Source organism: Rhizobium sp. No.120, assembly GCF_054558365.1.
Map to the genome: position 1 here is coordinate 1 of NZ_BAAJNQ010000024.1, position 18,911 is coordinate 18,911.

Annotated in this window: 20 protein-coding genes and 2 pseudogenes; 15 read left to right on the forward strand and 7 right to left on the reverse strand. The window is 59.0% G+C overall.

What is annotated here, in order from left to right:
- Nucleotides 1-306: 306 nt before the first annotated feature.
- The gene (locus ACYJRZ_RS30395; RefSeq protein ID WP_459465041.1) at nt 307-1,473 is read right to left on the reverse strand and encodes an IS110-like element ISRel9 family transposase; all 1,167 of its coding nucleotides are present in this window, start codon (nt 1,471-1,473) and stop codon (nt 307-309) included.
- A gap of 433 nt (nt 1,474-1,906) precedes the next feature.
- Here ACYJRZ_RS30395 and ACYJRZ_RS30400 point away from each other — a divergent pair.
- Nucleotides 1,907-2,152: pseudogene (locus ACYJRZ_RS30400) on the forward strand (CopG family ribbon-helix-helix protein).
- Here ACYJRZ_RS30400 and ACYJRZ_RS30405 read toward each other — a convergent pair.
- The gene (locus tag ACYJRZ_RS30405) at nt 2,143-2,334 is read right to left on the reverse strand and encodes a hypothetical protein (RefSeq protein ID WP_459465043.1); all 192 of its coding nucleotides are present in this window, start codon (nt 2,332-2,334) and stop codon (nt 2,143-2,145) included. The pseudogene ACYJRZ_RS30400 and the gene ACYJRZ_RS30405 overlap by 10 nt on opposite strands.
- A gap of 141 nt (nt 2,335-2,475) precedes the next feature.
- On the opposite strand from ACYJRZ_RS30405, the gene ACYJRZ_RS30410 reads away from it, so the two are divergent.
- The 13 genes and pseudogenes from ACYJRZ_RS30410 to ACYJRZ_RS30470 all read left to right on the forward strand — a co-directional run.
- Nucleotides 2,476-3,171, forward strand: a complete 696-nt coding sequence (locus ACYJRZ_RS30410; RefSeq protein ID WP_459465045.1) for a GntR family transcriptional regulator — start codon at nt 2,476-2,478, stop codon at nt 3,169-3,171.
- A gap of 53 nt (nt 3,172-3,224) precedes the next feature.
- Nucleotides 3,225-4,136, forward strand: coding sequence for an agmatinase (locus ACYJRZ_RS30415; protein ID WP_459465047.1), 912 nt, complete (start codon nt 3,225-3,227; stop codon nt 4,134-4,136).
- A 341-nt stretch (nt 4,137-4,477) separates the two neighbouring features.
- Entirely contained in the window at nt 4,478-5,080 is a 603-nt protein-coding gene (locus tag ACYJRZ_RS30420) for an amino acid synthesis family protein (RefSeq protein ID WP_459465049.1), read from the forward strand.
- Between the two features lie 24 nt (nt 5,081-5,104).
- Nucleotides 5,105-5,938, forward strand: coding sequence for an alpha/beta fold hydrolase (locus tag ACYJRZ_RS30425; RefSeq protein WP_459465051.1), 834 nt, complete (start codon nt 5,105-5,107; stop codon nt 5,936-5,938).
- A complete protein-coding gene (locus tag ACYJRZ_RS30430; protein WP_459465053.1) occupies nt 5,935-6,870 on the forward strand; it encodes a flavin reductase family protein in 936 nt (311 codons plus the stop codon). Before ACYJRZ_RS30425 ends, ACYJRZ_RS30430 begins: the two co-directional genes overlap by 4 nt.
- Nucleotides 6,867-7,907, forward strand: coding sequence for an LLM class flavin-dependent oxidoreductase (locus ACYJRZ_RS30435; RefSeq protein WP_459465055.1), 1,041 nt, complete (start codon nt 6,867-6,869; stop codon nt 7,905-7,907). The genes ACYJRZ_RS30430 and ACYJRZ_RS30435 overlap by 4 nt, the downstream gene beginning before the upstream one ends.
- A gap of 5 nt (nt 7,908-7,912) precedes the next feature.
- Nucleotides 7,913-9,376, forward strand: a complete 1,464-nt coding sequence (locus tag ACYJRZ_RS30440; protein ID WP_459465057.1) for an aldehyde dehydrogenase — start codon at nt 7,913-7,915, stop codon at nt 9,374-9,376.
- 5 nt (nt 9,377-9,381) lie between these two features.
- On the forward strand, nt 9,382-9,696 hold the full coding sequence (locus tag ACYJRZ_RS30445; RefSeq protein ID WP_113396227.1) for an NIPSNAP family protein: 315 nt from the start codon (nt 9,382-9,384) through the stop codon (nt 9,694-9,696).
- A 55-nt stretch (nt 9,697-9,751) separates the two neighbouring features.
- Entirely contained in the window at nt 9,752-10,762 is a 1,011-nt protein-coding gene (locus tag ACYJRZ_RS30450; RefSeq protein WP_459465059.1) for an ABC transporter substrate-binding protein, read from the forward strand.
- 114 nt (nt 10,763-10,876) lie between these two features.
- Nucleotides 10,877-11,749, forward strand: a complete 873-nt coding sequence (locus tag ACYJRZ_RS30455) for an ABC transporter permease (RefSeq protein WP_459465061.1) — start codon at nt 10,877-10,879, stop codon at nt 11,747-11,749.
- Nucleotide 11,750: 1 nt separating this feature from the next.
- Complete coding sequence (locus ACYJRZ_RS30460; protein ID WP_459465063.1) at nt 11,751-12,551, forward strand: ABC transporter permease; 801 nt, start codon at nt 11,751-11,753, stop codon at nt 12,549-12,551.
- Complete coding sequence (locus ACYJRZ_RS30465; RefSeq protein ID WP_459465065.1) at nt 12,548-13,627, forward strand: ABC transporter ATP-binding protein; 1,080 nt, start codon at nt 12,548-12,550, stop codon at nt 13,625-13,627. The genes ACYJRZ_RS30460 and ACYJRZ_RS30465 overlap by 4 nt, the downstream gene beginning before the upstream one ends.
- A 54-nt stretch (nt 13,628-13,681) precedes the next feature.
- Nucleotides 13,682-13,873: pseudogene (locus ACYJRZ_RS30470) on the forward strand (aldehyde dehydrogenase family protein); the annotation flags it as partial.
- A 437-nt stretch (nt 13,874-14,310) separates the two neighbouring features.
- Here ACYJRZ_RS30470 and ACYJRZ_RS30475 read toward each other — a convergent pair.
- The 3 genes from ACYJRZ_RS30475 to ACYJRZ_RS30485 all read right to left on the reverse strand — a co-directional run bounded on the left by ACYJRZ_RS30475 (nt 14,311) and on the right by ACYJRZ_RS30485 (nt 15,069).
- Nucleotides 14,311-14,544, reverse strand: a complete 234-nt coding sequence (locus ACYJRZ_RS30475) for a type II toxin-antitoxin system RelE/ParE family toxin (RefSeq protein ID WP_459465067.1) — start codon at nt 14,542-14,544, stop codon at nt 14,311-14,313.
- 47 nt (nt 14,545-14,591) lie between these two features.
- Entirely contained in the window at nt 14,592-14,864 is a 273-nt protein-coding gene (locus ACYJRZ_RS30480; RefSeq protein WP_459465069.1) for a CopG family ribbon-helix-helix protein, read from the reverse strand.
- Nucleotides 14,865-14,934: 70 nt separating this feature from the next.
- A complete protein-coding gene (locus ACYJRZ_RS30485) occupies nt 14,935-15,069 on the reverse strand; it encodes a hypothetical protein (protein ID WP_459465071.1) in 135 nt (44 codons plus the stop codon).
- Between the two features lie 589 nt (nt 15,070-15,658).
- Here ACYJRZ_RS30485 and ACYJRZ_RS30490 point away from each other — a divergent pair.
- Nucleotides 15,659-16,621: an ATP-grasp domain-containing protein gene (locus tag ACYJRZ_RS30490; protein ID WP_459465073.1), complete on the forward strand. Its 963-nt coding sequence runs from the start codon at nt 15,659-15,661 to the stop codon at nt 16,619-16,621.
- A 216-nt stretch (nt 16,622-16,837) separates the two neighbouring features.
- Here ACYJRZ_RS30490 and ACYJRZ_RS30495 read toward each other — a convergent pair whose 3' ends face one another.
- The gene (locus ACYJRZ_RS30495; RefSeq protein WP_459465075.1) at nt 16,838-18,187 is read right to left on the reverse strand and encodes an ATP-binding protein; all 1,350 of its coding nucleotides are present in this window, start codon (nt 18,185-18,187) and stop codon (nt 16,838-16,840) included.
- On the reverse strand, nt 18,184-18,840 hold the full coding sequence (locus tag ACYJRZ_RS30500) for a response regulator (protein ID WP_459465077.1): 657 nt from the start codon (nt 18,838-18,840) through the stop codon (nt 18,184-18,186). Before ACYJRZ_RS30500 ends, ACYJRZ_RS30495 begins: the two co-directional genes overlap by 4 nt.
- Nucleotides 18,841-18,911 lie beyond the last annotated feature (71 nt).

The window sequence follows — 18,911 nt, forward strand, 5'->3', positions numbered from 1 at the left end:
CACATGAGGATTTCGCCGTCAAGATCAATCATGGTTTCATAGCGTGCCCCTTCGATTTCGTATCGAACCCATGGTCTGAGCCACCTTGCTTGACGCGGCACGTTTCCGTCACCGGTTCAAACTCACATACGGTCGCCGTTTTGTCCGGCAGCACCATTATCCCGCTTGCGTAGCGGCAAGGCTCAGGAGAACGGGACCAATCTAAAGCGCGGCATTTGAAGCCCGACTTTGAGGCGGTTCGCTCACCTGGATCCGCCAGGAGTGATCAGTCCTGGAAGATTTGTGTGTTCGGCCATTTTTTGGTCGTTAGGCGGTCTTCATGACAGCCCCTTCGATGACAACACCCGCAGTAACAAACTTCCACAGCGCGATAAGGAGCTTGCGCGCCAGGGCAACTATCGCGGCTTTCTTTAAACGTCCCCCGTTCAACTGAACCCGATCCACAAACCAACGACTGAGCGCTGACGCTGGCTGATTGCGTAGCCACAGCCACGACAGTTGAATCATCGTGGTGCGCAGCCGAGGATTCCCTGCTTTTGAGACACCCTGTTCGTGGTCAATCGTGCCGCTCATCCATGGGGTCGGCGTCAAACCTGCATAGGCGGCAATCTGCCGCCGATTATCAAAATGCCGGGACAGGGCTTCGGTCCAAAGAACGGCGGCAAATTCAGCGCCAACACCCTTTAAGGACAGCAGCATCGCTGCGGGCGAGGTTGCCTCAACCGCTGGCTGCTCGTACGTCGATAGGAGAGAATTACGCTCGCTCTCCACTGCCGCGATCTGTTCTAGCAGCAACTCGAGACGGTCGAGTTCGCGATTGATTTGAGCCTTCAGGTGTTTCGGTAACTGGCGCCCATCTCCGGTCTGGAGCTCCTCCAGCCGCTGACGGCGATCCTTACGGAGCGGTTGATAGCCGCTGACGCCTTGAGCAAAGAGTAGCCCCTTCACGCGATTGACATGCCTGACCCGTTCGGCAATCAAAACTTTGCGCTCCCGGCAAATCCGACGCCGATCTTCGTCCTTCGGATCTGGCGCTCTGACCATCGCACATACGCGTGGCTCGCCGCGCTTGAACGCGAGCAATGTGCGCGTCAGAGCCTCTCCATCGATCTTGTCGGTCTTCGCACGCCGACGTCGACGGGAGGTCGCGATCGAAGCTGCGTCGACGACGTAACTCTCGATGCCGTGAGCCTCCAGCACGCGGTGTATCCAGAAGCCGTCCAATCCTGCCTCTTGGATCGTCACGATGGGAAATAACTTCCCTGTTCTCAACCGCGCCTTCTGTTGTAGCTGCTCAAATCGATCCAGCAGCTCGGCCACATTGCCACCGGCCACTACATGTTTCGACATCTTCTCGCCACTGCCCGGCGACAACGAAGTGATCAACCAGGTCGATCGGCTCAGTTCCAATGACACAAAAATTGCGCCAAGATCAGTGCGGACAGCGGTCGGATGAATGGATGCAGGTTCCATAAACTGCTCCTCCTGAGCGAGTGTTTTGATGCAACCTCACTCTGCCAGAGCGGCGGCCGCTGTTCACTCCTCATGGGATCTAAAGCCGAAGGGGAGCTTCATTACCCGCCCCCGCTCCGCCCTTTCAACCCGGCCCAGCCGGTCCGACCGGGGGCTGATCGTCAGAACAAGAAGACCCTGTTGTCGCGTTTCTAACCGGTTGACCACGTCGCAGCCCTATCCAGCTTTGACACAACGCTCCAGCTTAATCAACAGATCGGGTTTTCAATCGCTTAGCGCATTAAGCGCGCGGATCGCTGGTTCAAAACCCTTCAAGACCAATCAAAGCCATTTGCGTTTTTTGTGTAAGCCCTCTCGGGCGCTTTGATGTGAGTTCATGCTGAACCTTGACGGTTCACAGATAATCTTACTGAGCTAGGAAAGGGTGGGTGTTATGGCCGCATTCACCGTGCGTGTTTCAGACAAGACGGCTAGTAAACTCAACCAGATCGCGGAGACGCTTGATCGCTCGCGCTCTGATATGGCAGCCCAGTAAATCGAGGATTATGTTGCTCGCGAAGAGTGGCAAATTGCTGAAGTCGAAGCCGGATTGGCTGAAGCCAAGCGAGGCGAATTCGTGACCGATGAAGAAATGACGAAAGTTATCCGAAAATACACCAGGTCTGCTCATCAATTATGAGCGAAAAGCATATTTGCTGGACGAGGAGAGCGCTGCGACCGCTTGTTGAGATTGGCGCATACATCCAAAAAGATAATCCGGATGCCGCTGCGCGCATATTGCCGGATGTTTGCCTCCACTGCTTCGTCGACCACGTGATAATGGCCGGAGAACAGCGATATCTCGCAATCGGTGCCGATCATAAGAAGGTGCTGAAGGAGCATTTAGGCATTCACGAACAAGCGTTGCTCTGACTGTCGGGCGCTCCGCTGCATTGACTTCATTGCGGGAATGGATGATTTTGGTACGCCATATTATGGTACCCGAAGATCGAAGGTGTGAAAATGACTGACGATGCGCATGGCGCCGCAATTCGCGTGGAGCGTCCGACGAAGACGTTGCGGGAGCTCGCCCTCGACAAGGTGCGAGAAGCGATCGTCAATGGTTATTTCCGGCCGGGAGATCGGCTGGTGGAGCGCGATCTCTGTGCCCAGCTCGGTGTCAGCCGCACCATCGTTCGCGAGGTTCTGCGCCATCTCGAATCCGAAGGCCTTGTCGCCAATCTCCCGAACAAGGGGCCGATCGTCGCCCAGCTCAATCACGACGAAGCCAAACAGATCTACGAGATCCGCGCAGCACTGGAAGGGATGGCGGCGCGGCTTTGCGCCGAGCAAAACAATCCCGCGATCGCCGATGCCCTGGACAAGTCGCTCGAAGACATAAGGCAGAGCTATCGCGGCAAGGACATGGCCGGCGTGCTTGCTCACACATCCTCTTTCTATCAGACGCTGTTCAGCAGCGTCGACCGCCACGTGGCATGGGGCGTCGTCAATCTACTGACGGTGCGCATCAATCATCTGCGTTCCATGACGATCAAGACCAGGGATCGTGACGTTCAGGGGCCAGCACAGATGGCGCGCATCGTCGATGCTATCCGGCGCGGTGACGGCGAAGGCGCCTATCGGGCGGCGATGGAACATGTCGCAAGCGCCAGTGCCATCGCCCAGGCCGTGCTTTCCGATCGCCAACCGGCCGACTGATCTTCGTGCCACTACCCCTGTTCCGGGAAAAACATCGTCGAGGCTGATGCGAAATGACCAACTCTCTTTCCTTTCTCGGCCTTCCAGATCGTTTGGATGAGGGGCGCATACCGCGCGCGGTCATCTTCGCTGCCGGTCACGGCAGCACCTATGCCGGCAAGGATAGCAGCGGCCATGCGCTGGCGGCCGGCACCATCCGTGCCGTAAGCCAGGCGGACGCGGCGCTGATCGATCACTGGGATTTCGATCTTGGCGGCCCGCTGTTCGATGGCAGACCGCCCAGTTGCATCGATGCGGGCGACATCGAAACCACCATGCATGACAATGCCGGAAACCGAGCCCGGATCGAGGCTAAGACGCGCGAGGTGCTGGCATTGCAGGCTGTGCCGATCCTGCTCGGCGGCGACTGTTCCGTCACCATGCCGTTTATCGCAGGCTTTGCCGATCACGGACCGGTCTGGGTCCTGCAGATCGATGCCCATGTCGACTGGCGCGATGAGTTGCATGGCGAGCGTTACGGCTATTCGAGCTCGATGCGGCGGGCAAGCGAAATGCCGCATGTCGCCGGGATGGTGCAAGTTGGCCTTCGCAGTGTCGGAAGTGCCCGGCCCGAAGAGATCGAAGCCGCGCAGCGTTACGGTAGCCATTTCGTGACTGCCCGCGAGATCCATGCTGAGGGAGTGGCCGCGGCTCTCCGGCATATTCCGGAGGGAGCGCGTGTTGTCGTCACCCTGGATTGTGACAGCATCGATCCCAGCATCATGCCGGGAGTTGCGGCGCGGACACCCGGCGGCCTCATCTATAACGAGGTCATCGACCTGATTGCCGGCCTTGGCAGGCGGGCAAGGATCGGCGGCTTCGATTTGGTGGAGTTTTATCCTCCCGGCGACATCGATGGCCTGTCGGCCGTGACCGCCGCGCGTGTTCTCGTCAACGCGATCGGCGCCATCGTGCGGCAGGTTTGAACCCGATCGGTTTCCCCGAAGCTCGGCTCAAAACGTACCGCACCGTCGGCGGTATTCGACCTCATCAAATTGTCGTTTGGCCGTCGACGCGGATTGACTCATTTTCACGTTCGAGGTGATGGTATACCATAATAACTAATACAAAAGCGGAACATCGGTATCTGGTGATGTGTAATGAACAGGCAGCGCCTGCGCGAGCGCTGTTCTGAGTGTCGCCAAGCCATTGTTATATCGGATTTAATTTTGAGATCGACACGACTTTCGGATTCGTTCGTGCAAAGCCGCTTGACAGCAATGTATTATGGCATACCATCATACATAATCTTAATAGAGAGCGAGCCATGAGCCTTCAGATCCGAAAAACCGTCCTGCAGATCGAAACGACGCTTATCGAAGGGGGTAGGGCGGCGGCCGCGCCGCTGAAGCTTTTCTCGGCCTGCGCGATCGTCAAAAACCCTTGGGCTGGTCGCGGCTTCGTCTTGGATCTGAAGCCGGAGATTCACGCTGCTGCGCCTTTTCTTGGCGAATTGCTCACCAAGATGATTATTGATGCTGTGGGATCGGGTGAAGCGGTCGAAGCCTATGGAAAGTCGGCCGTCGTCGGTCTGGATGGCGAGATCGAGCATGCGTCTGCGCTGATACACACCCTGAGGTTCGGCAATCACTATCGCCACGCCGTCGGTGCCAAGTCCTATCTCGCCTTCTGCAATACACGCGGCCCGGCCAATGCGCCGATCATGATCCCGCTCATGGACAAGAATGACGAAGGGCGGCGTTCGCACTATCTCACGATCCAGACGTCGGTTCCCGATGCGCCCGCCGCTGACGAGATCGTCGTCGCGCTCGGCGCCTCGGTCGGCGGAAGGCCGCATCATCGCATCGGCGATCGCTACCAGGACCTCAAGGATCTGGGGCAAGACGTCGCCAATCCGGCCGGCGTGTAAGGATCGGGCGCCCGGATGCCGGCGATGGAAACCATGGACCACGACAAGGCCGATCTGAAGACGGAAGGTCTGTTCCGCAAGCATACGGCGAGCGGGACCGCCTATCATGAAGTGGGCGAGGGGGAGCCGCTGGTTCTCATTCATGGCGTCGGCATGCGGCTCGAAGCTTGGTCGCCGCAAATCACGGGCTTTTCACAGACTCATCGGGTCATTGCCCTCGATATGCCGGGGCATGGCGAAAGCGCTGCATTGCCTACCGGCAGCAAGCTGGAGGCCTTCGTCGCCTGGTTTGGCGGCTTCCTCGATGAACTGGCGCTCAGTGAAGTCAGTGTCGCCGGTCATTCGATGGGTGCGCTCGTTGCCGGAGGCGCTGCCGCCACGTTCGGTGAGCGGATCAAGCGGGTCGCCTATCTCAACGGCGTCTATCGGCGCGACCCCGAGGCCAAGGCGGCCGTGCTTGCGCGTGCCGCTGCAATATCGCTCGTCGGCGTCGACAAGGAAGGTCCGCTGCTGCGCTGGTTTGGCGACGATGCTCAAAGTGCGGTGGCACGGGAGCTGACCCGCAACTGGCTGAGCCTTGTCGATCCGCAAGGATATGCCACGGCCTATGCTGCTTTCGCCGGCGGCGACGAGACCTACGCCGAACGCTGGCCCGATGTCGGTGTGCCTGCTTTGTTTCTGACCGGATCGGACGATCCGAATTCGACGCCGCTGATGGCCGAGCAGATGGCAGCGGCTGCGCCCAAAGGCTGGGTGCGGATCGTCGAGGGCCACCGTCATATGGTGAACCTGACGGCACCTGACATCGTCAATGAGCTGCTCGCCGAGTGGCTTTCATGCGGGGAGGACGCAAGATGACGACACAAGATTTCGACCCAAGGGCGCTGCGCGACGCTTTCGGCGCATTTCCGACCGGTGTCACGGTGGTAACCGCGCGCGATCAGGCCGGCCTGCCGATCGGCTTTACCGCAAATTCCTTCACATCGGTTTCGCTCGATCCGCCGCTTCTTCTCGTCTGCCTCGCCAAAAGCTCCCGCAATTTCGCGGCCATGACGAGCGCCAGGCATTTCGCGATCAATGTGCTCTCGGAAACGCAGAAAACCGTCTCCAATACCTTTGCACGGCCCGTCGAAGACCGGTTTGCCGCCGTCGAGTGGAATGCGGGAGCCGATGGCTGTCCCATTCTCTCGGATGTTGCGGCCTGGTTCGAATGTGCCATGGAACAGGTCATTGAAGCCGGCGATCATGTTGTCCTGATGGGGCGCATCGTCTCCTTCGACAATAGCGGCCGCAACGGGCTCGGCTATGCCCGCGGCGGCTATTTCACCCCGATTCTCGCCAGCAAGGCGGTGTCTGCGGCCGCGGAAGGCAATATCGAACTTGGCGCGGTCGTCGAGCGCGATGGCGAAATCCTGCTGCTTGGCAATGATGTTCTTTCTCTTCCTAATTGCGAGGGCAGGGAGGGCAGCCCCGCCGACATCCTTGGTCACTACCTGCAGGCGCTGACGGGTCTTTCGGTCACGGTCGGCTTTCTCTACTCGGTCTATGAAGGCAAGAGCGATGGCAGGCATCACATCGTCTATCGCGCCTTTGCCTCGCAAGGCGAGCCGCGCGAGGGCAGGTTCCTCAAACCTGACGCGCTGAAGGCGGCGCAGTTCAAGACCAGCTCGACCGCCGACATCGTTGCTCGCTTCGCATTGGAAAGCCAGATCGGCAATTTCGGGGTCTATTTTGGCGACGAGACCTCCGGCATGGTGCGGCCGGTTTCCGGAAAGGCGGTGCAAGCATGAAATTCTCCCTCTTCGTTCACATGGAGCGCCTCGACGCGAACCAGACGCATAAAAGCCTCTATGAGGAGTTCGTCGCGCTGTGCGAGATCGCCGACAGGGGCGGCATGCACGCCATCTGGACGGGCGAACATCACGGGATGGATTTTACCATCGCGCCGAATCCTTTCGTGACGATCGCCGACCTGGCGCGGCGGACATCGCGGGCAAGGCTTGGCACGGGAACGGTGATCGCGCCCTTCTGGCATCCGATCAAGCTTGCCGGTGAAGCCGCCATGGCGGATATCATCTGCGACGGCAGGCTCGAGATCGGCATTGCCCGTGGTGCCTATTCCTTCGAATATGAACGGTTGCTGCCGGGTCTAGACGCCTGGGGCGCTGGCCAGCGCATGCGCGAGCTGATCCCGGCCGTCAAAGGCATCTGGCAGGGGGATTACGCCCATGAGGGCGAATTCTTCAAATTCCCGTCGACCACCTCGGCGCCGAAGCCGCTGCAGCAGCCCAATCCGCCGATCTGGGTCGCGGCACGCGACCCGAATTCGCATGAATTCGCTGTCGCCAATGGCTGTAATGTCCAGGTGACGCCGCTCTGGCAGGGTGACGGTGAAGTCGAGGCGCTGATGGGGCGGTTCAACGATGCCTGCGCCAAGAGCCCGCATAGGGAGCGGCCGAAGATCATGCTCCTGCGCCATACCTATGTCGGCTCGTCCGACGACGACATTGCAAGGGCGGCCCATGAGCTCAGCGTCTACTACAATTACTTTTTCGCTTGGTTCAAGAACGAGACGCCGGTCCATCAGGGCCTGATCGAGCATATTCCCGAAGAGGAGATTCGCGCCAATGCCATGCTGTCGGATGCGGTCATGCGCAGCAACAATGTCGTCGGCGATGCATCGACTGTGATTGCCCGGCTGAAGACCTATCAGGCAATGGGCTACGACGAATATTCCTTCTGGATCGACACCGGCATGTCGTTCGAGCGCAAGAAGGCTTCGCTCGAACGCTTCATCGCCGACGTCATGCCGGCATTTGCGGAGTGAACGCCATGCAGCGCTTCCAATATTATATCGACGGTGAATTTCTGGATGGGGAAGCCCGCTTCCAGAGTATCGATCCCGCGACCGGCGACGTCTGGGCACTTATGCCGGAGGCGCGCGAGGCTGATGTCGACCGCGCCGTCAATGCCGCCGAGAAGGCGCTCTACGATGGTCCCTGGGCGAAGATGACGGCGACGCAGCGCGGCAAGCTCCTCTACAGGCTCGCCGATCTCGTCGCAGCCAATGCGCAAAAACTTGCCGAACTGGAAACGCGCGACACCGGCAAGATCATCCGCGAGACCTCGGCGCAGATCGCCTATGTCGCCGACTATTATCGCTACTATGCCGGCATCGCCGACAAGATCGAAGGCTCGTATCTGCCGATCGACAAGCCGGACATGGATGTCTGGCTGCGTCGCGAGCCGATCGGCGTCGTTGCCATGGTCGTGCCCTGGAACAGCCAGCTCTTCCTGTCCGCGGTCAAGATCGGCCCGGCGCTCGCCGCCGGCTGTACCATGGTCGTCAAGGCATCGGAAGACGGGCCGGCGTCGCTGCTGGAGTTCGCGCGCCTGGTCCACGAAGCGGGCTTTCCGGCCGGCGTCGTCAACATCATCACTGGTTTCGGTTCTTCCTGCGGCGCGGCTCTTGGTCGCCATCCCAAGGTCGCGCATATAGCTTTTACGGGCGGACCGGAGACGGCACGCCATGTCATCCGCAATTCGGCCGAGAACCTTGCTTCGGCCTCGCTGGAACTGGGCGGCAAATCACCCTTCATCGTCTTTGCCGATGCCGATCTCGAGAGCGCCGCGAATGCGCAAGTCGCCGGCATTTTCGCGGCGACTGGTCAAAGCTGCGTTGCCGGCTCGCGGCTTATCGTCGAGGCTAGCGTCAAGGACGCCTTTCTGTCGATCCTCAAGCGCAAAGCCGAGGCGATCCGAATCGGTTCACCGCTCGACATGGCGACCGAGGTCGGCCCGCTAGCTACGAAACGCCAGCAGGATCATGTGGCCGCTCTCCTCGAGAAATCCATTGCGAGCGGCGCTCGGCTGATCACCGGTGGCCAAAAGCCAGACGGCGTGGGTTATTACTTCCCGCCGACGATCCTCGATTGCGATGGCGTCAACTCGCCGTCATTGGCCGAGGAATTCTTCGGGCCGGTTCTGTCGGTTGTCTCGTTCGAGAGCGAGGCAGAAGCCTTGAGGCTTGCAAACGATACCCGCTATGGCCTGGCATCCGGTGTCTTCACCCAGAATCTCACACGCGCCCATCGCCTGATGAAGGGCATCCGCGCCGGCGTCGTCTGGGTCAACACCTATCGCGCGGTATCGCCTATCGCTCCCTTCGGCGGCTTTGGCCTTTCCGGCCATGGCAGGGAAGGCGGTCTTGCCGCGGCGCTTGACTATACGCGCACCAAGACGATCTGGCTGCGGACATCGGATGATCCGATTCCCGATCCCTTCGTCATGAGGTGAGACCGATGTTTTACGAGATCCGCACCTACCGGCTGAAGAACGGCACGACCCCACAATATCTGAAGGTGGTGGAAGAGGAAGGGATTGCCATCCAGAAGGCCCATCTCGGCGATCTCGTCGGCTACTTCTACTCGGAAATCGGTGTCATCAACGAGATCGTGCACATCTGGGCCTATGCAAGCCTCGACGATCGCGAGGCGCGGCGCGGGCGGCTGGCCGCCGACCCCAAATGGCAGGCCTTCCTGCCGAAGATCCGCGACCTGATCGAACAAGCGGAAAACAAGATCATGAAGCCAGCCGGTTTCTCCCCATTGGGATGAACGGGCGGGTGCGTAAGGCATGCCTCTAAAAAGTGAAAAACAAGGACAAGGGAACATGAAAGCAAGAATTGCACTCGCGGCCTTTGCCGCAATGATGGCCGCATCCATGCCCGCCAGGGCCGACACCATGGTGTTCACGAGCTGGGGAGGAACGACGCAGGATGCGCAGAAGGCTGCCTGGGCCAACCAGTTTACTGAGAAGACCGGTATCGGCGTCATGCAGGACGGCCCAACGGACTACGGCAAGCTGAAAGCAATGGTCGAAGCCGGCCAGGTGAGCTGGGACGTCGTCGACGTCGAGGGTGATTATGCCGCGCAGGCCGGCAAGGCGGGTCTGCTCGAAAAGCTCGACTTTTCCGTCATCGACAAGTCCAAGCTCGATCCGCGCTTCGTCAGCGACTATTCCGTCGGTAGCTTCTATTATTCCTTTGTCATCGGCTGCAACGCCGATGCGGTCAGCGCCTGCCCGAAGACCTGGGCTGATCTCTTCGACACGAAGAAATTCCCCGGCAAGCGCACCTTCTACAAATGGTCCGCGCCGGGCGTCATCGAAGCGGCGCTCTTGGCTGATGGCGTTCCCGCCGACAAGCTCTATCCGCTCGATCTCGATCGCGCCTTCAAGAAGCTCGATACGATCAAATCCGATATTGTCTGGTGGTCGAGCGGCGCGCAATCGCAGCAGCTGCTGGCCTCGGCCGAAGCGCCTTTCGGCAGTCTCTGGAATGGCCGCATGACCGCGCTTGCCAACAGCGGCGTCAAGACGGAGCTCTCCTGGAGCCAGAACATCACGGCAGCGGATGCCCTTGTCATCCCCAAGGGTGCGCCGAACCTCGAAACGGCGATGAAATTCATCGCGCTCGCGACCTCGGCACAGTCGCAGGCCGATTTGGCGAGGGCCACCGGATATGCGCCGACAAACCTCGGCTCGGCGAAACTGATGGACCCTGAAGTAGCCAAGACCTTGCCGGACCAGCAGACCGCCAGTCAGGTCAATGCCGACATGAATTACTGGGCCGCGAACAGGGATGCGATCGGCAAGAAGTGGTACGCCTGGCAGGCGCAGTAAGCGGCGGAGATCACCAGACCACCGCGGACAAATCTCCGCGGTGGGGCAATGCGAGGTCCAGGCCTGTGCGTAGCGATCGCTGCTCAACAGCGCCCATGGTGGGAAAGGATTGCCATGTCGACATACGTAGACGTCGCGGACGCGGCCGCACCGGCCCGCAAGACGGCAGGGTCGACCGGATTCGCGCAGGTCGCGCCGGCCCTCGCCTTCGTCGCGATCTTTTTCATCTTTCCGGTCATCGCGTTGCTTCTGCGCAGCGTGATGGAGCCGGCTTTCGGCTTCGGCAATTACGCCGAATTGCTGGGCTCAGAAACCTATCTAAAGATCTTCGCCAACACGTTCATCGTGTCGGGCGTCGTCACCGTCCTATCGCTGTTGATCGGTTTTCCCGTGGCATGGACGCTGGCGATCATGCCGTCGCGCTGGTCCTCGGTCGTCTTTGCGATCCTGCTGCTGTCGATGTGGACGAACCTGCTCGCGCGCACCTATGCCTGGATGGTGCTTTTGCAGCGTACGGGATTGATCAACAAGATGCTGATCGGCATGGGCCTAATCGACAAGCCGCTTGCCCTCGTCAATAACCTGACCGGTGTGACGATCGGCATGACTTATATCATGCTGCCCTTCATCATCTTGCCGCTCTACGGCGTCATCAAGAAGATCGATCCGGCCGTGCTGCAGGCGGCGGCGCTGTGCGGTGCCAGCCGTCTGCAGTGCCTCACTCGCATTCTGATACCGCTTGCCGCTCCCGGCATGATGGTAGGAGCCTTGATAGTGTTCGTCATGTCGCTCGGCTACTACGTCACGCCGTCGCTGCTTGGCGGCACCGCGAACATGATGCTCGCCGAACTCATCGCCCAGTTCGTGCAATCGCTCGTCAATTGGGGCATGGGCGGCGCGGCCGCCTTCGTCCTGTTGGCCGTCACCCTGACGCTTTATGCCGTCCAGCTGCGGCTCTTCGGCGTTCAAAGCACGGGGGGACGCTGAGATGTTGCTGAATTTCGATCGTCTCGGCTGGTGGAAATATGTGCTGCTTGCCATCACCATCCTGACCGCGGCCTTTCTTCTTCTGCCGATCCTGTTCATCGCCGCCCTGTCGTTCGGCTCATCGCAATGGCTGATCTTTCCGCCGCCGGGCTGGACCTGGCGCTGGTACGCGGAACTGCTTTCCGATCCGCAATGGCTGGCTTCGGCCTGGACGAGCTTCAAGATCGCTTTGATCGTCACGGTGCTTTCGGTGCTGCTCGGTCTTGTGACCTCCTTCGGCCTGGTGCGCGGGAAGTTCATGTTTCGCGATGCGCTGAAGGCACTGTTCCTGACGCCGATGATCCTCCCCGTCGTCGTCTTCGCCGTCGCTCTCTACGCCTTCTTCCTGCGAATTGGGCTGGGCGGCACCTTAGTCGGCTTCGTATTCTCCCATCTGGTTCTGGCGCTACCCTTTTCCATCCTGTCGATCGCTGGCGCGCTCGAAGGCTTTGACAAGTCGATCGAGGATGCCGCCGTGCTTTGCGGCGCGTCTCCGCTCGAGGCGAAGATCAGGGTCACGCTGCCCGCCATCAGCCACGGATTGTTCTCGGCTGCCGTCTTCTCGTTCCTGACGTCCTGGGATGAGGTGGTCGTTGCGATCTTCATGGCGAGCCCGACGCTGCAGACGCTGCCCGTCAAAGTCTGGGCTACACTCCGGCAGGACCTGACGCCGGTCGTCGCTGCTGCCTCCACACTTCTCATCCTTTTGACGGTCATGTTGATGACGCTGGCCGCGATCGTGCGCAAGGTTCTAAGAAAATGAGCGAATCCTTCCTGAAGATCAAAGGTATCCGCAAGGAATATGGTCCCGTCGTCGCGGTCCACGACGTCAATCTCGAGGTCAAGCGCGGCGAGTTCCTGACCTTTCTCGGCCCCTCCGGCTCGGGCAAGAGCACGACGCTCTATATCCTCGCCGGTTTCGAGAACCCCACCAAGGGCGATATCTTGCTGAACGGCGAGACGCTGCTGTCGACGCCATCGCACAAGCGCAATATCGGCATGGTGTTCCAGCGCTATACGCTATTTCCGCATTTGACCGTCGGAGAGAATATCGCCTTTCCGTTGAAGGTGCGCCGCAAATCCAAGGCAGAGGTCGACAGCCGAGTCAGAGAAATGCTCCGCCTTGTCCGGCTCGAAGGCTTCGAGGATCGCAAGCCCGCGCAAATGTCCGGCGGCCAGCAGCAGCGCGTCGCTCTTGCAAGGGCACTCGCTTATGATCCGCCGGTGCTATTGATGGACGAGCCGTTATCTGCTCTCGACAAGAAGTTGCGCGAAGAGATCCAGCACGAGATCAAAAGGATCCACGAGCAAACAGAGGTAACGATCCTCTATGTGACCCACGACCAAGAAGAGGCCCTGCGGTTGTCCGATCGTATCGCCGTCTTCTCCAAAGGCATCATCGACCAGATAGGAACCGGCCCGGAACTCTACGCCAATCCACGCACCCGTTTTGTCGCCGAATTCATCGGCGACAGCGATTTCATCTCCTGCGTCCTGTTGTCGTCGGGCAATGGTGAGGCGACGATCTCGCTCGGTGGCAAAGCCGTGTTCGAGCAAATTCCCGTGCATGGCCGCGCGGCTTCCGGCAGCAAGGCCGCGCTGATGCTGCGGCCTGAACGCATTCGGCTGGGGCGCAGCAATGGTGCGGGCAAAGGCCTTAGCGCTACCGTCAGTGACATCACCTTCCTCGGCAACAACGTGCATGTGGCAACTCAGACGGCGGCCGGCGAAGCCCTGTCGGTGCGCCTTCCGTTTGGGCATGAGGCGATTTCCGGGTTGAGCCGCGGCGACAGCGTTCATCTCGAATTCGATCCCGGTGCTGCTCACGTGTTCTGCTGAAAAGTCGTTATATGAAGCTCGCTGATCCCTCGCTTTTCCGACAGTCATGCCAGTCCCGGTCTCAGCGCCGTGGAGACGGAGAAGGCGATCAGATCGGCCGACCTTGCCAAGAAGCTTTGGGCGAAGAAGATGGCCGGGGAACGGGCGCCCATTCTCAAGGCATCACACCGCCTGATGATCGAAAATCGCGACGATCTGGCGACGATACTGACGCTGGAGCTGGGGAAACCCTTAGCCCCGGCCAAAGTGGGATCGAAGAGACTGGCCTTAGGAAGCCTTGGCTGCCCTAAATCCCCTGATGGAAATTGAATCTAACGGTGACATACGAAATCGGATCGAAGACTTGTTAGCGAAAAAAGAGTTTCAATAAACCGCAGAAAATTTCAGCTAGATCAAGCCTTTGGCTTGCCGACGAAGCTCGCATAGAGGGAGTTTTCTTGATACCAAGGTCGCGGGTCCTGATCCCCTCAAGAGCGAGAGTATAATAGTGTCGCTTCAGCCTTGAAACAGGGATGGACAATCGGAGCATATGGCGAACTCCGGATGCTGACGTCAGCCTTCGAGGTCGCGGCGCGGGCAGGACAAATGGTGTGATGCTGAAAACGCACGTGCGGCAGTAAGATGCCTGGTAACGCCGTGTTCTGAATTCTACCTTGCTAAGCAGCGCTATACAGGTGGTGGTGTCAGTAGCCGGCCTCTTTCTGATGCCGGAAAGCGAGGACCAACACGATATCGCCATCAGGCTCGTATCGGTAAAGCGCGATGTAGCCAGAGTCACCAAAGGGGATAACCAGTTCACGCAATCGAGCGTCGTCCAGAAGCGGGCGGCCAATAAGAGGCGTTGATTCCAGCAACAGGAACTGGCGTTCGATAGCCTGGCCCGCCCGACTTGCGGCAGTCGGCGCCTTAGCCGCCAAAAATCGCCTGCAGCGTTCCAAGCCCTGTGCCGCGCCTTCGGTAACGATTACTCGTGGCACTCAGGCACCGACTTTTCCGCATTCGTGCCCCAGGTGCCCAGCCAAGTGCGCACCTCCTGTCCGGTAAGATGTCGGCCGGTCTCCTGATAGGCCGCCCAGGACGCCAAAGCCTCCTGTCTGAAGTTTTCCCGCGCTTCCTCACGCTCAACATATTGCTGAATGGCTTCGAGCATGATCCAGTGAGCCGAGCGCCGTCGTTGGCTGGCGAGGTTCTGAACTCGGTTCTTTAGTTCGTCATCGATCTTGAGAGAAGTAGCCATGGCAGCCTCACATATTACTAGGTATTACCTAGCGATAAGATAGGCGTCGTTTTGCTTTTTGTCCATGATCTTAGTTGATGGCGAACTCCACCCCAATTTGATTATCGGAGGGTTCTTCAGTTTTTGAAGACATCGTCGGTTCGTATCCCTTCACATCAACGGATCCGGTGAAGCCTCGCTCAAAACCCAACAGCGTATGGAGCACGCTTCTTTCCTTTCAAGTGCGGGGAACACCGTCCCGTCTCGATGCACCGAGAAGGGCGGAGCTCAAGAGAGCGATTGAAGCTAATTGTGCGACCATGGACATCGCGGCTAGGAAAATAATGCGGACCTTTGAAGCAAGGCATAGCGTCGATTTTGGGAGCTTGAAGAGGTGATCCGACTTCAGGGAAACGTCAGTGAAAGGTGATAGCCACGACTATTAGCTGCTCCCAAAAGAAGTCAGCGCGATCATCGGATTTTTCATTGGATGTGCGGTAAATTGTTTCGTTTGGGCTATAACGAATGACCAAATCATGAGGAAGGAGCCGGCGACCGGCCTACGACCGGTATTTCCGCTCGATATCACTGGCAAGGCAAAAATCATCCGGTCGATCTATGAGGGGCGTGACCTCATGCCCTTATGGAACGATCTCATTAGCCGGATCACAGTCGATCCTTCCGATGCCGCAGCTTTCCTCGACCTGTCGGTCATTATGAATTCGGTAGGCCAAACAAGCGAGGCTGCTATCGCTCAAAGGGCCGCGCTTCGGCTTTCGAAGACCTATCGGGTAACTTTCGGCCATGGAAACGGCGTGAATGTCCTGGTCCTCGTCACAAAAGGCGACTTCATGGCTAACACGCCGATCGAGCTCCTGCTTGAAGAATCAAACGCCACCGTCCTACTTCACTATGTCGATGCCGAAACGGCCAATCTCGACGACATTCCGGACCATGACGTCGCCTTTGTTGCTGTCGCTGAATCGAGCGAAAATTTGCCGGTGCTGCTCAATCTCGAAAGATTGTTGCGGGACTGGCGCGGCCCAATAATGAACAATGCGCCGCGCCTCGTTATGGCTTTGTCTCGCGACGGCGTTGCTGAATCGCTCCGGGAAGGAGTTGCGGTCGCGACACCAACCATCACCCGAATCTCCAGAGGCGATCTCCGAAATATCGCCGACAGGAAGCTAGCCTTGGAGGCTGCCGCCAGCATTGTCACCTACCCGTTCATCGTCCGCCCGCTCGATACCCATGCCGGCCACCGCATGGAAAAGATCACCGACCCCGCGCAGTTGCTCAGCTTCTTGGATGCGCATCCCGACCAGATTTTTTATATTTCCTCGTTCATCGATTACAGCAGCGAGGATGCAAAGTTCCGTAAGCAGCGCGTCGCCTTTATTGACGGCAATGCCTATGCAAGCCATATGGCTGTCTCTGACCACTGGATGGTGCATTACCAGAACGCCGGCATGTCGCGTTTCGAAGACAGGCGTGCTGAGGAAGCTGCCTGGATGGTGAGTTTCGACGAGGAATTCGCTGTCCGCCATGCGAACGCCTTCGGCGAGCTTAGCCGGTCTTTCCCACTGGACTATTTTGCCATCGACTGCGCCGAATTGCCCGATGGCCGCCTATTGGTCTTCGAGGTGGATGTGGGGATGTACATCCACTGGATGGATTCGGCGGAGCTGTTTCCTTACAAGGAGCAAGTGATGAAGAAATTGTTTCGAGCGTTTGAAGCCGCGCTCGAGCGTCGCATTCAGCGCCGCGACGAATGCTAGAACCATCAGCCGCTCAAGTGACGGCGACGCTTGTCGACAACGCCGCAACCGACGAACGCTGACTGTCTATGGCCCTCTACATAAAGGCCGTCGCGGTCATGCCAGCAACAGCCGCAAGCATCGCGCATAGGATGCCCAACCGAAGAATTCCAGGGTGCCTCGAATGGCAAACTGCTCCATCACGGTTTCGTTGGAGGCAATCAGCATTAAGATAATCTAGAGAGGAACGTCGATGCGCTCTGCCGGACTTTCAAATCGGACAATTAGGGTCGCGACAAGGCCAGGACCGTCCTCGCGCGCGGCGAGTGTTAGCCGCGCTCCTTGCCTTTCGGCCGCGGCTTTCGCGATCGCCAGCCCCAAGCCACTCCCCTCGCTATCCTGAGGCCTTGCCCGGAAGAACCGTTCAAAGACGCGTGGCATCTCTTCCTCCGCGATGCCGGGGCCGGTGTCGCGGATCTCGATTCGTGCTTCTTGCCCGGCGATGACCACCGCAACGTCGACCGTTCCGCACGGTGGCGTGTATCGCACCGCGTTCTCGACAAGATTGTCGAGGATGATTTCGAAATCGGCCAACGCACCGATCGTTATGGCCTTGTCCTGGCACGTAATGCCAAGGTCGACCCCCCGGCTTTCGGCGAGCGGGGTCAAGCGCGCAACGGTGTCAAGTGCAAGCTGGACGAGGTCGATCGGTTGCGGCGCGGGCGCGATCTCGTAAGCGTCGTAGCGTGCGAGGCGCAGGAGCTTGCTCACGAGGTTGGTGGCCCTGCGGATTCCAGCTTCGAGCTCGGTCAAACGCTCGGAAAATCGGCCATCCCGGTCGTCGTACCTAAGGTTGTCGATTTGAATTTGCAACGCCGAGAGCGGTGTACGCAATTCGTGGGCTGCGTCCGAAATAAACCGCCGTTGTTTCTCCAGCATTGCCCGGAGCCGCGCGAGCAACAGATTGATCGAACTTACGAAGGGAACGATTTCAGCGGGAACATCGTCGACAGGAACGGGGTCGCTCGCTTGGGCGTCTCTGGAAGCGACCGTAACGGCCAGACGATTTAGGCGAGCCATGATCCGATCGATGATCCAACTCAGTGTCAGCAATGACAATGGAATGAGAACCATGATGGGAAGTGCCGCCTGGAGCGCCGCACTGGCCGCCAGCTCCTGGCGGACGCTCATATCCTGGGAAACCTGAACGGTTCGATCCGGTGTGGCGAGCGTGTAGACGCGCCAATTGTCACTGCCGGTCGAAGCGTCGGCAAACCCGGTTGCCGATTGGCGGGGAATACCAATGGGGGGATGCGATTGTCGCAACGTCCTTCCGGCTGCATCCCAGACCTGGATGACGAAGTCGTCTTCGGGATCGTGCGGCGCGCTGCTGTCTGGCCCTGTTGCAGGTGATGAAGGCGCATCCCCGACATAGAGTGCGATCTGCCGGAGCTGATTGTCAAGGAAGTCGGATGCCTCGTTCCGAACGAGGAAGTAAGACGTTGTCGCCGCGCAGGCGCCGATGACCGCCATCAAGCCGGCGAGCCATAAGAAAGCCGTGCGTCGGATCGATATGGTGTTTGTCACTTCGGGACCATCCAGCCGGCCCCTCGGACGTTGCGTATGATGTCCTTGTCGAACTTGCGTCGCACGTAATGGATGAGGACGTCGATAGCGTTGCTTTCCACCTCCTCACCCCAGCCATAGAGCCTTTCCTCAAGCTGGGAGCGAGAAAGAATGGTTCCGGGACGCTCAAGCAATGCCTGAAGCAGCGCGAATTCGCGCGCCGGCAGCACTTCGCCGCACCCACGATATTTTACTTCATGGCTAGATAGGTCGAGCTCGATTTCGCTCGTGTAGAGGATGGAAACCGCCTGACCTCCATGGCGGCGCAAGACTGCACGCATGCGTGCGAGCAGTTCTTTGACCGCGAACGGCTTCACCAGATAGTCGTCGGCCCCGCGGTCGAGCCCCGTCACGCGATCGTCGAGTTCGTCACGGGCGGTGATCACCAGGATTGGCCTCTTGTCGCCGGCTGCCCGCAGCGAGCTAAGAATTTCAAGGCCGGAACGGCCCGGCAAACCGAGGTCGAGCAACACGAGGCCATGTCCGCCAACCGCGGCAGCTTCGTCCCCGAGTTGCCCGTCCCGCACCCAGTCTACCGACATGCCGGCATCGTCGAGGGCTCGTACGAGGGCCCGACCCAGCATGACATCATCTTCGATCACCAGAACACGCATGCTTCAAAGTAGCCTAAACGGGTCCACCGGGACAAGTTTGGTGTAGGCCGACTGCACTACGGCCGATCATC

Coding starts and splice junctions, on each gene's coding strand:
- ACYJRZ_RS30410 (WP_459465045.1), top strand. CDS start 2,476: ATGACTGACGATGCGCATGGCGCCGCAATTCGCGTGGAGCGTCCGACG.
- ACYJRZ_RS30465 (WP_459465065.1), top strand. CDS start 12,548: ATGAGCGAATCCTTCCTGAAGATCAAAGGTATCCGCAAGGAATATGGT.
- ACYJRZ_RS30445 (WP_113396227.1), top strand. CDS start 9,382: ATGTTTTACGAGATCCGCACCTACCGGCTGAAGAACGGCACGACCCCA.
- ACYJRZ_RS30430 (WP_459465053.1), top strand. CDS start 5,935: ATGACGACACAAGATTTCGACCCAAGGGCGCTGCGCGACGCTTTCGGC.
- ACYJRZ_RS30480 (WP_459465069.1), bottom strand. CDS start 14,864: ATGGCTACTTCTCTCAAGATCGATGACGAACTAAAGAACCGAGTTCAG.
- ACYJRZ_RS30455 (WP_459465061.1), top strand. CDS start 10,877: ATGTCGACATACGTAGACGTCGCGGACGCGGCCGCACCGGCCCGCAAG.
- ACYJRZ_RS30420 (WP_459465049.1), top strand. CDS start 4,478: ATGAGCCTTCAGATCCGAAAAACCGTCCTGCAGATCGAAACGACGCTT.
- ACYJRZ_RS30395 (WP_459465041.1), bottom strand. CDS start 1,473: ATGGAACCTGCATCCATTCATCCGACCGCTGTCCGCACTGATCTTGGC.
- ACYJRZ_RS30450 (WP_459465059.1), top strand. CDS start 9,752: ATGAAAGCAAGAATTGCACTCGCGGCCTTTGCCGCAATGATGGCCGCA.
- ACYJRZ_RS30405 (WP_459465043.1), bottom strand. CDS start 2,334: ATGATCGGCACCGATTGCGAGATATCGCTGTTCTCCGGCCATTATCAC.
- ACYJRZ_RS30415 (WP_459465047.1), top strand. CDS start 3,225: ATGACCAACTCTCTTTCCTTTCTCGGCCTTCCAGATCGTTTGGATGAG.
- ACYJRZ_RS30435 (WP_459465055.1), top strand. CDS start 6,867: ATGAAATTCTCCCTCTTCGTTCACATGGAGCGCCTCGACGCGAACCAG.
- ACYJRZ_RS30440 (WP_459465057.1), top strand. CDS start 7,913: ATGCAGCGCTTCCAATATTATATCGACGGTGAATTTCTGGATGGGGAA.
- ACYJRZ_RS30425 (WP_459465051.1), top strand. CDS start 5,105: ATGGAAACCATGGACCACGACAAGGCCGATCTGAAGACGGAAGGTCTG.
- ACYJRZ_RS30460 (WP_459465063.1), top strand. CDS start 11,751: ATGTTGCTGAATTTCGATCGTCTCGGCTGGTGGAAATATGTGCTGCTT.
- ACYJRZ_RS30500 (WP_459465077.1), bottom strand. CDS start 18,840: ATGCGTGTTCTGGTGATCGAAGATGATGTCATGCTGGGTCGGGCCCTC.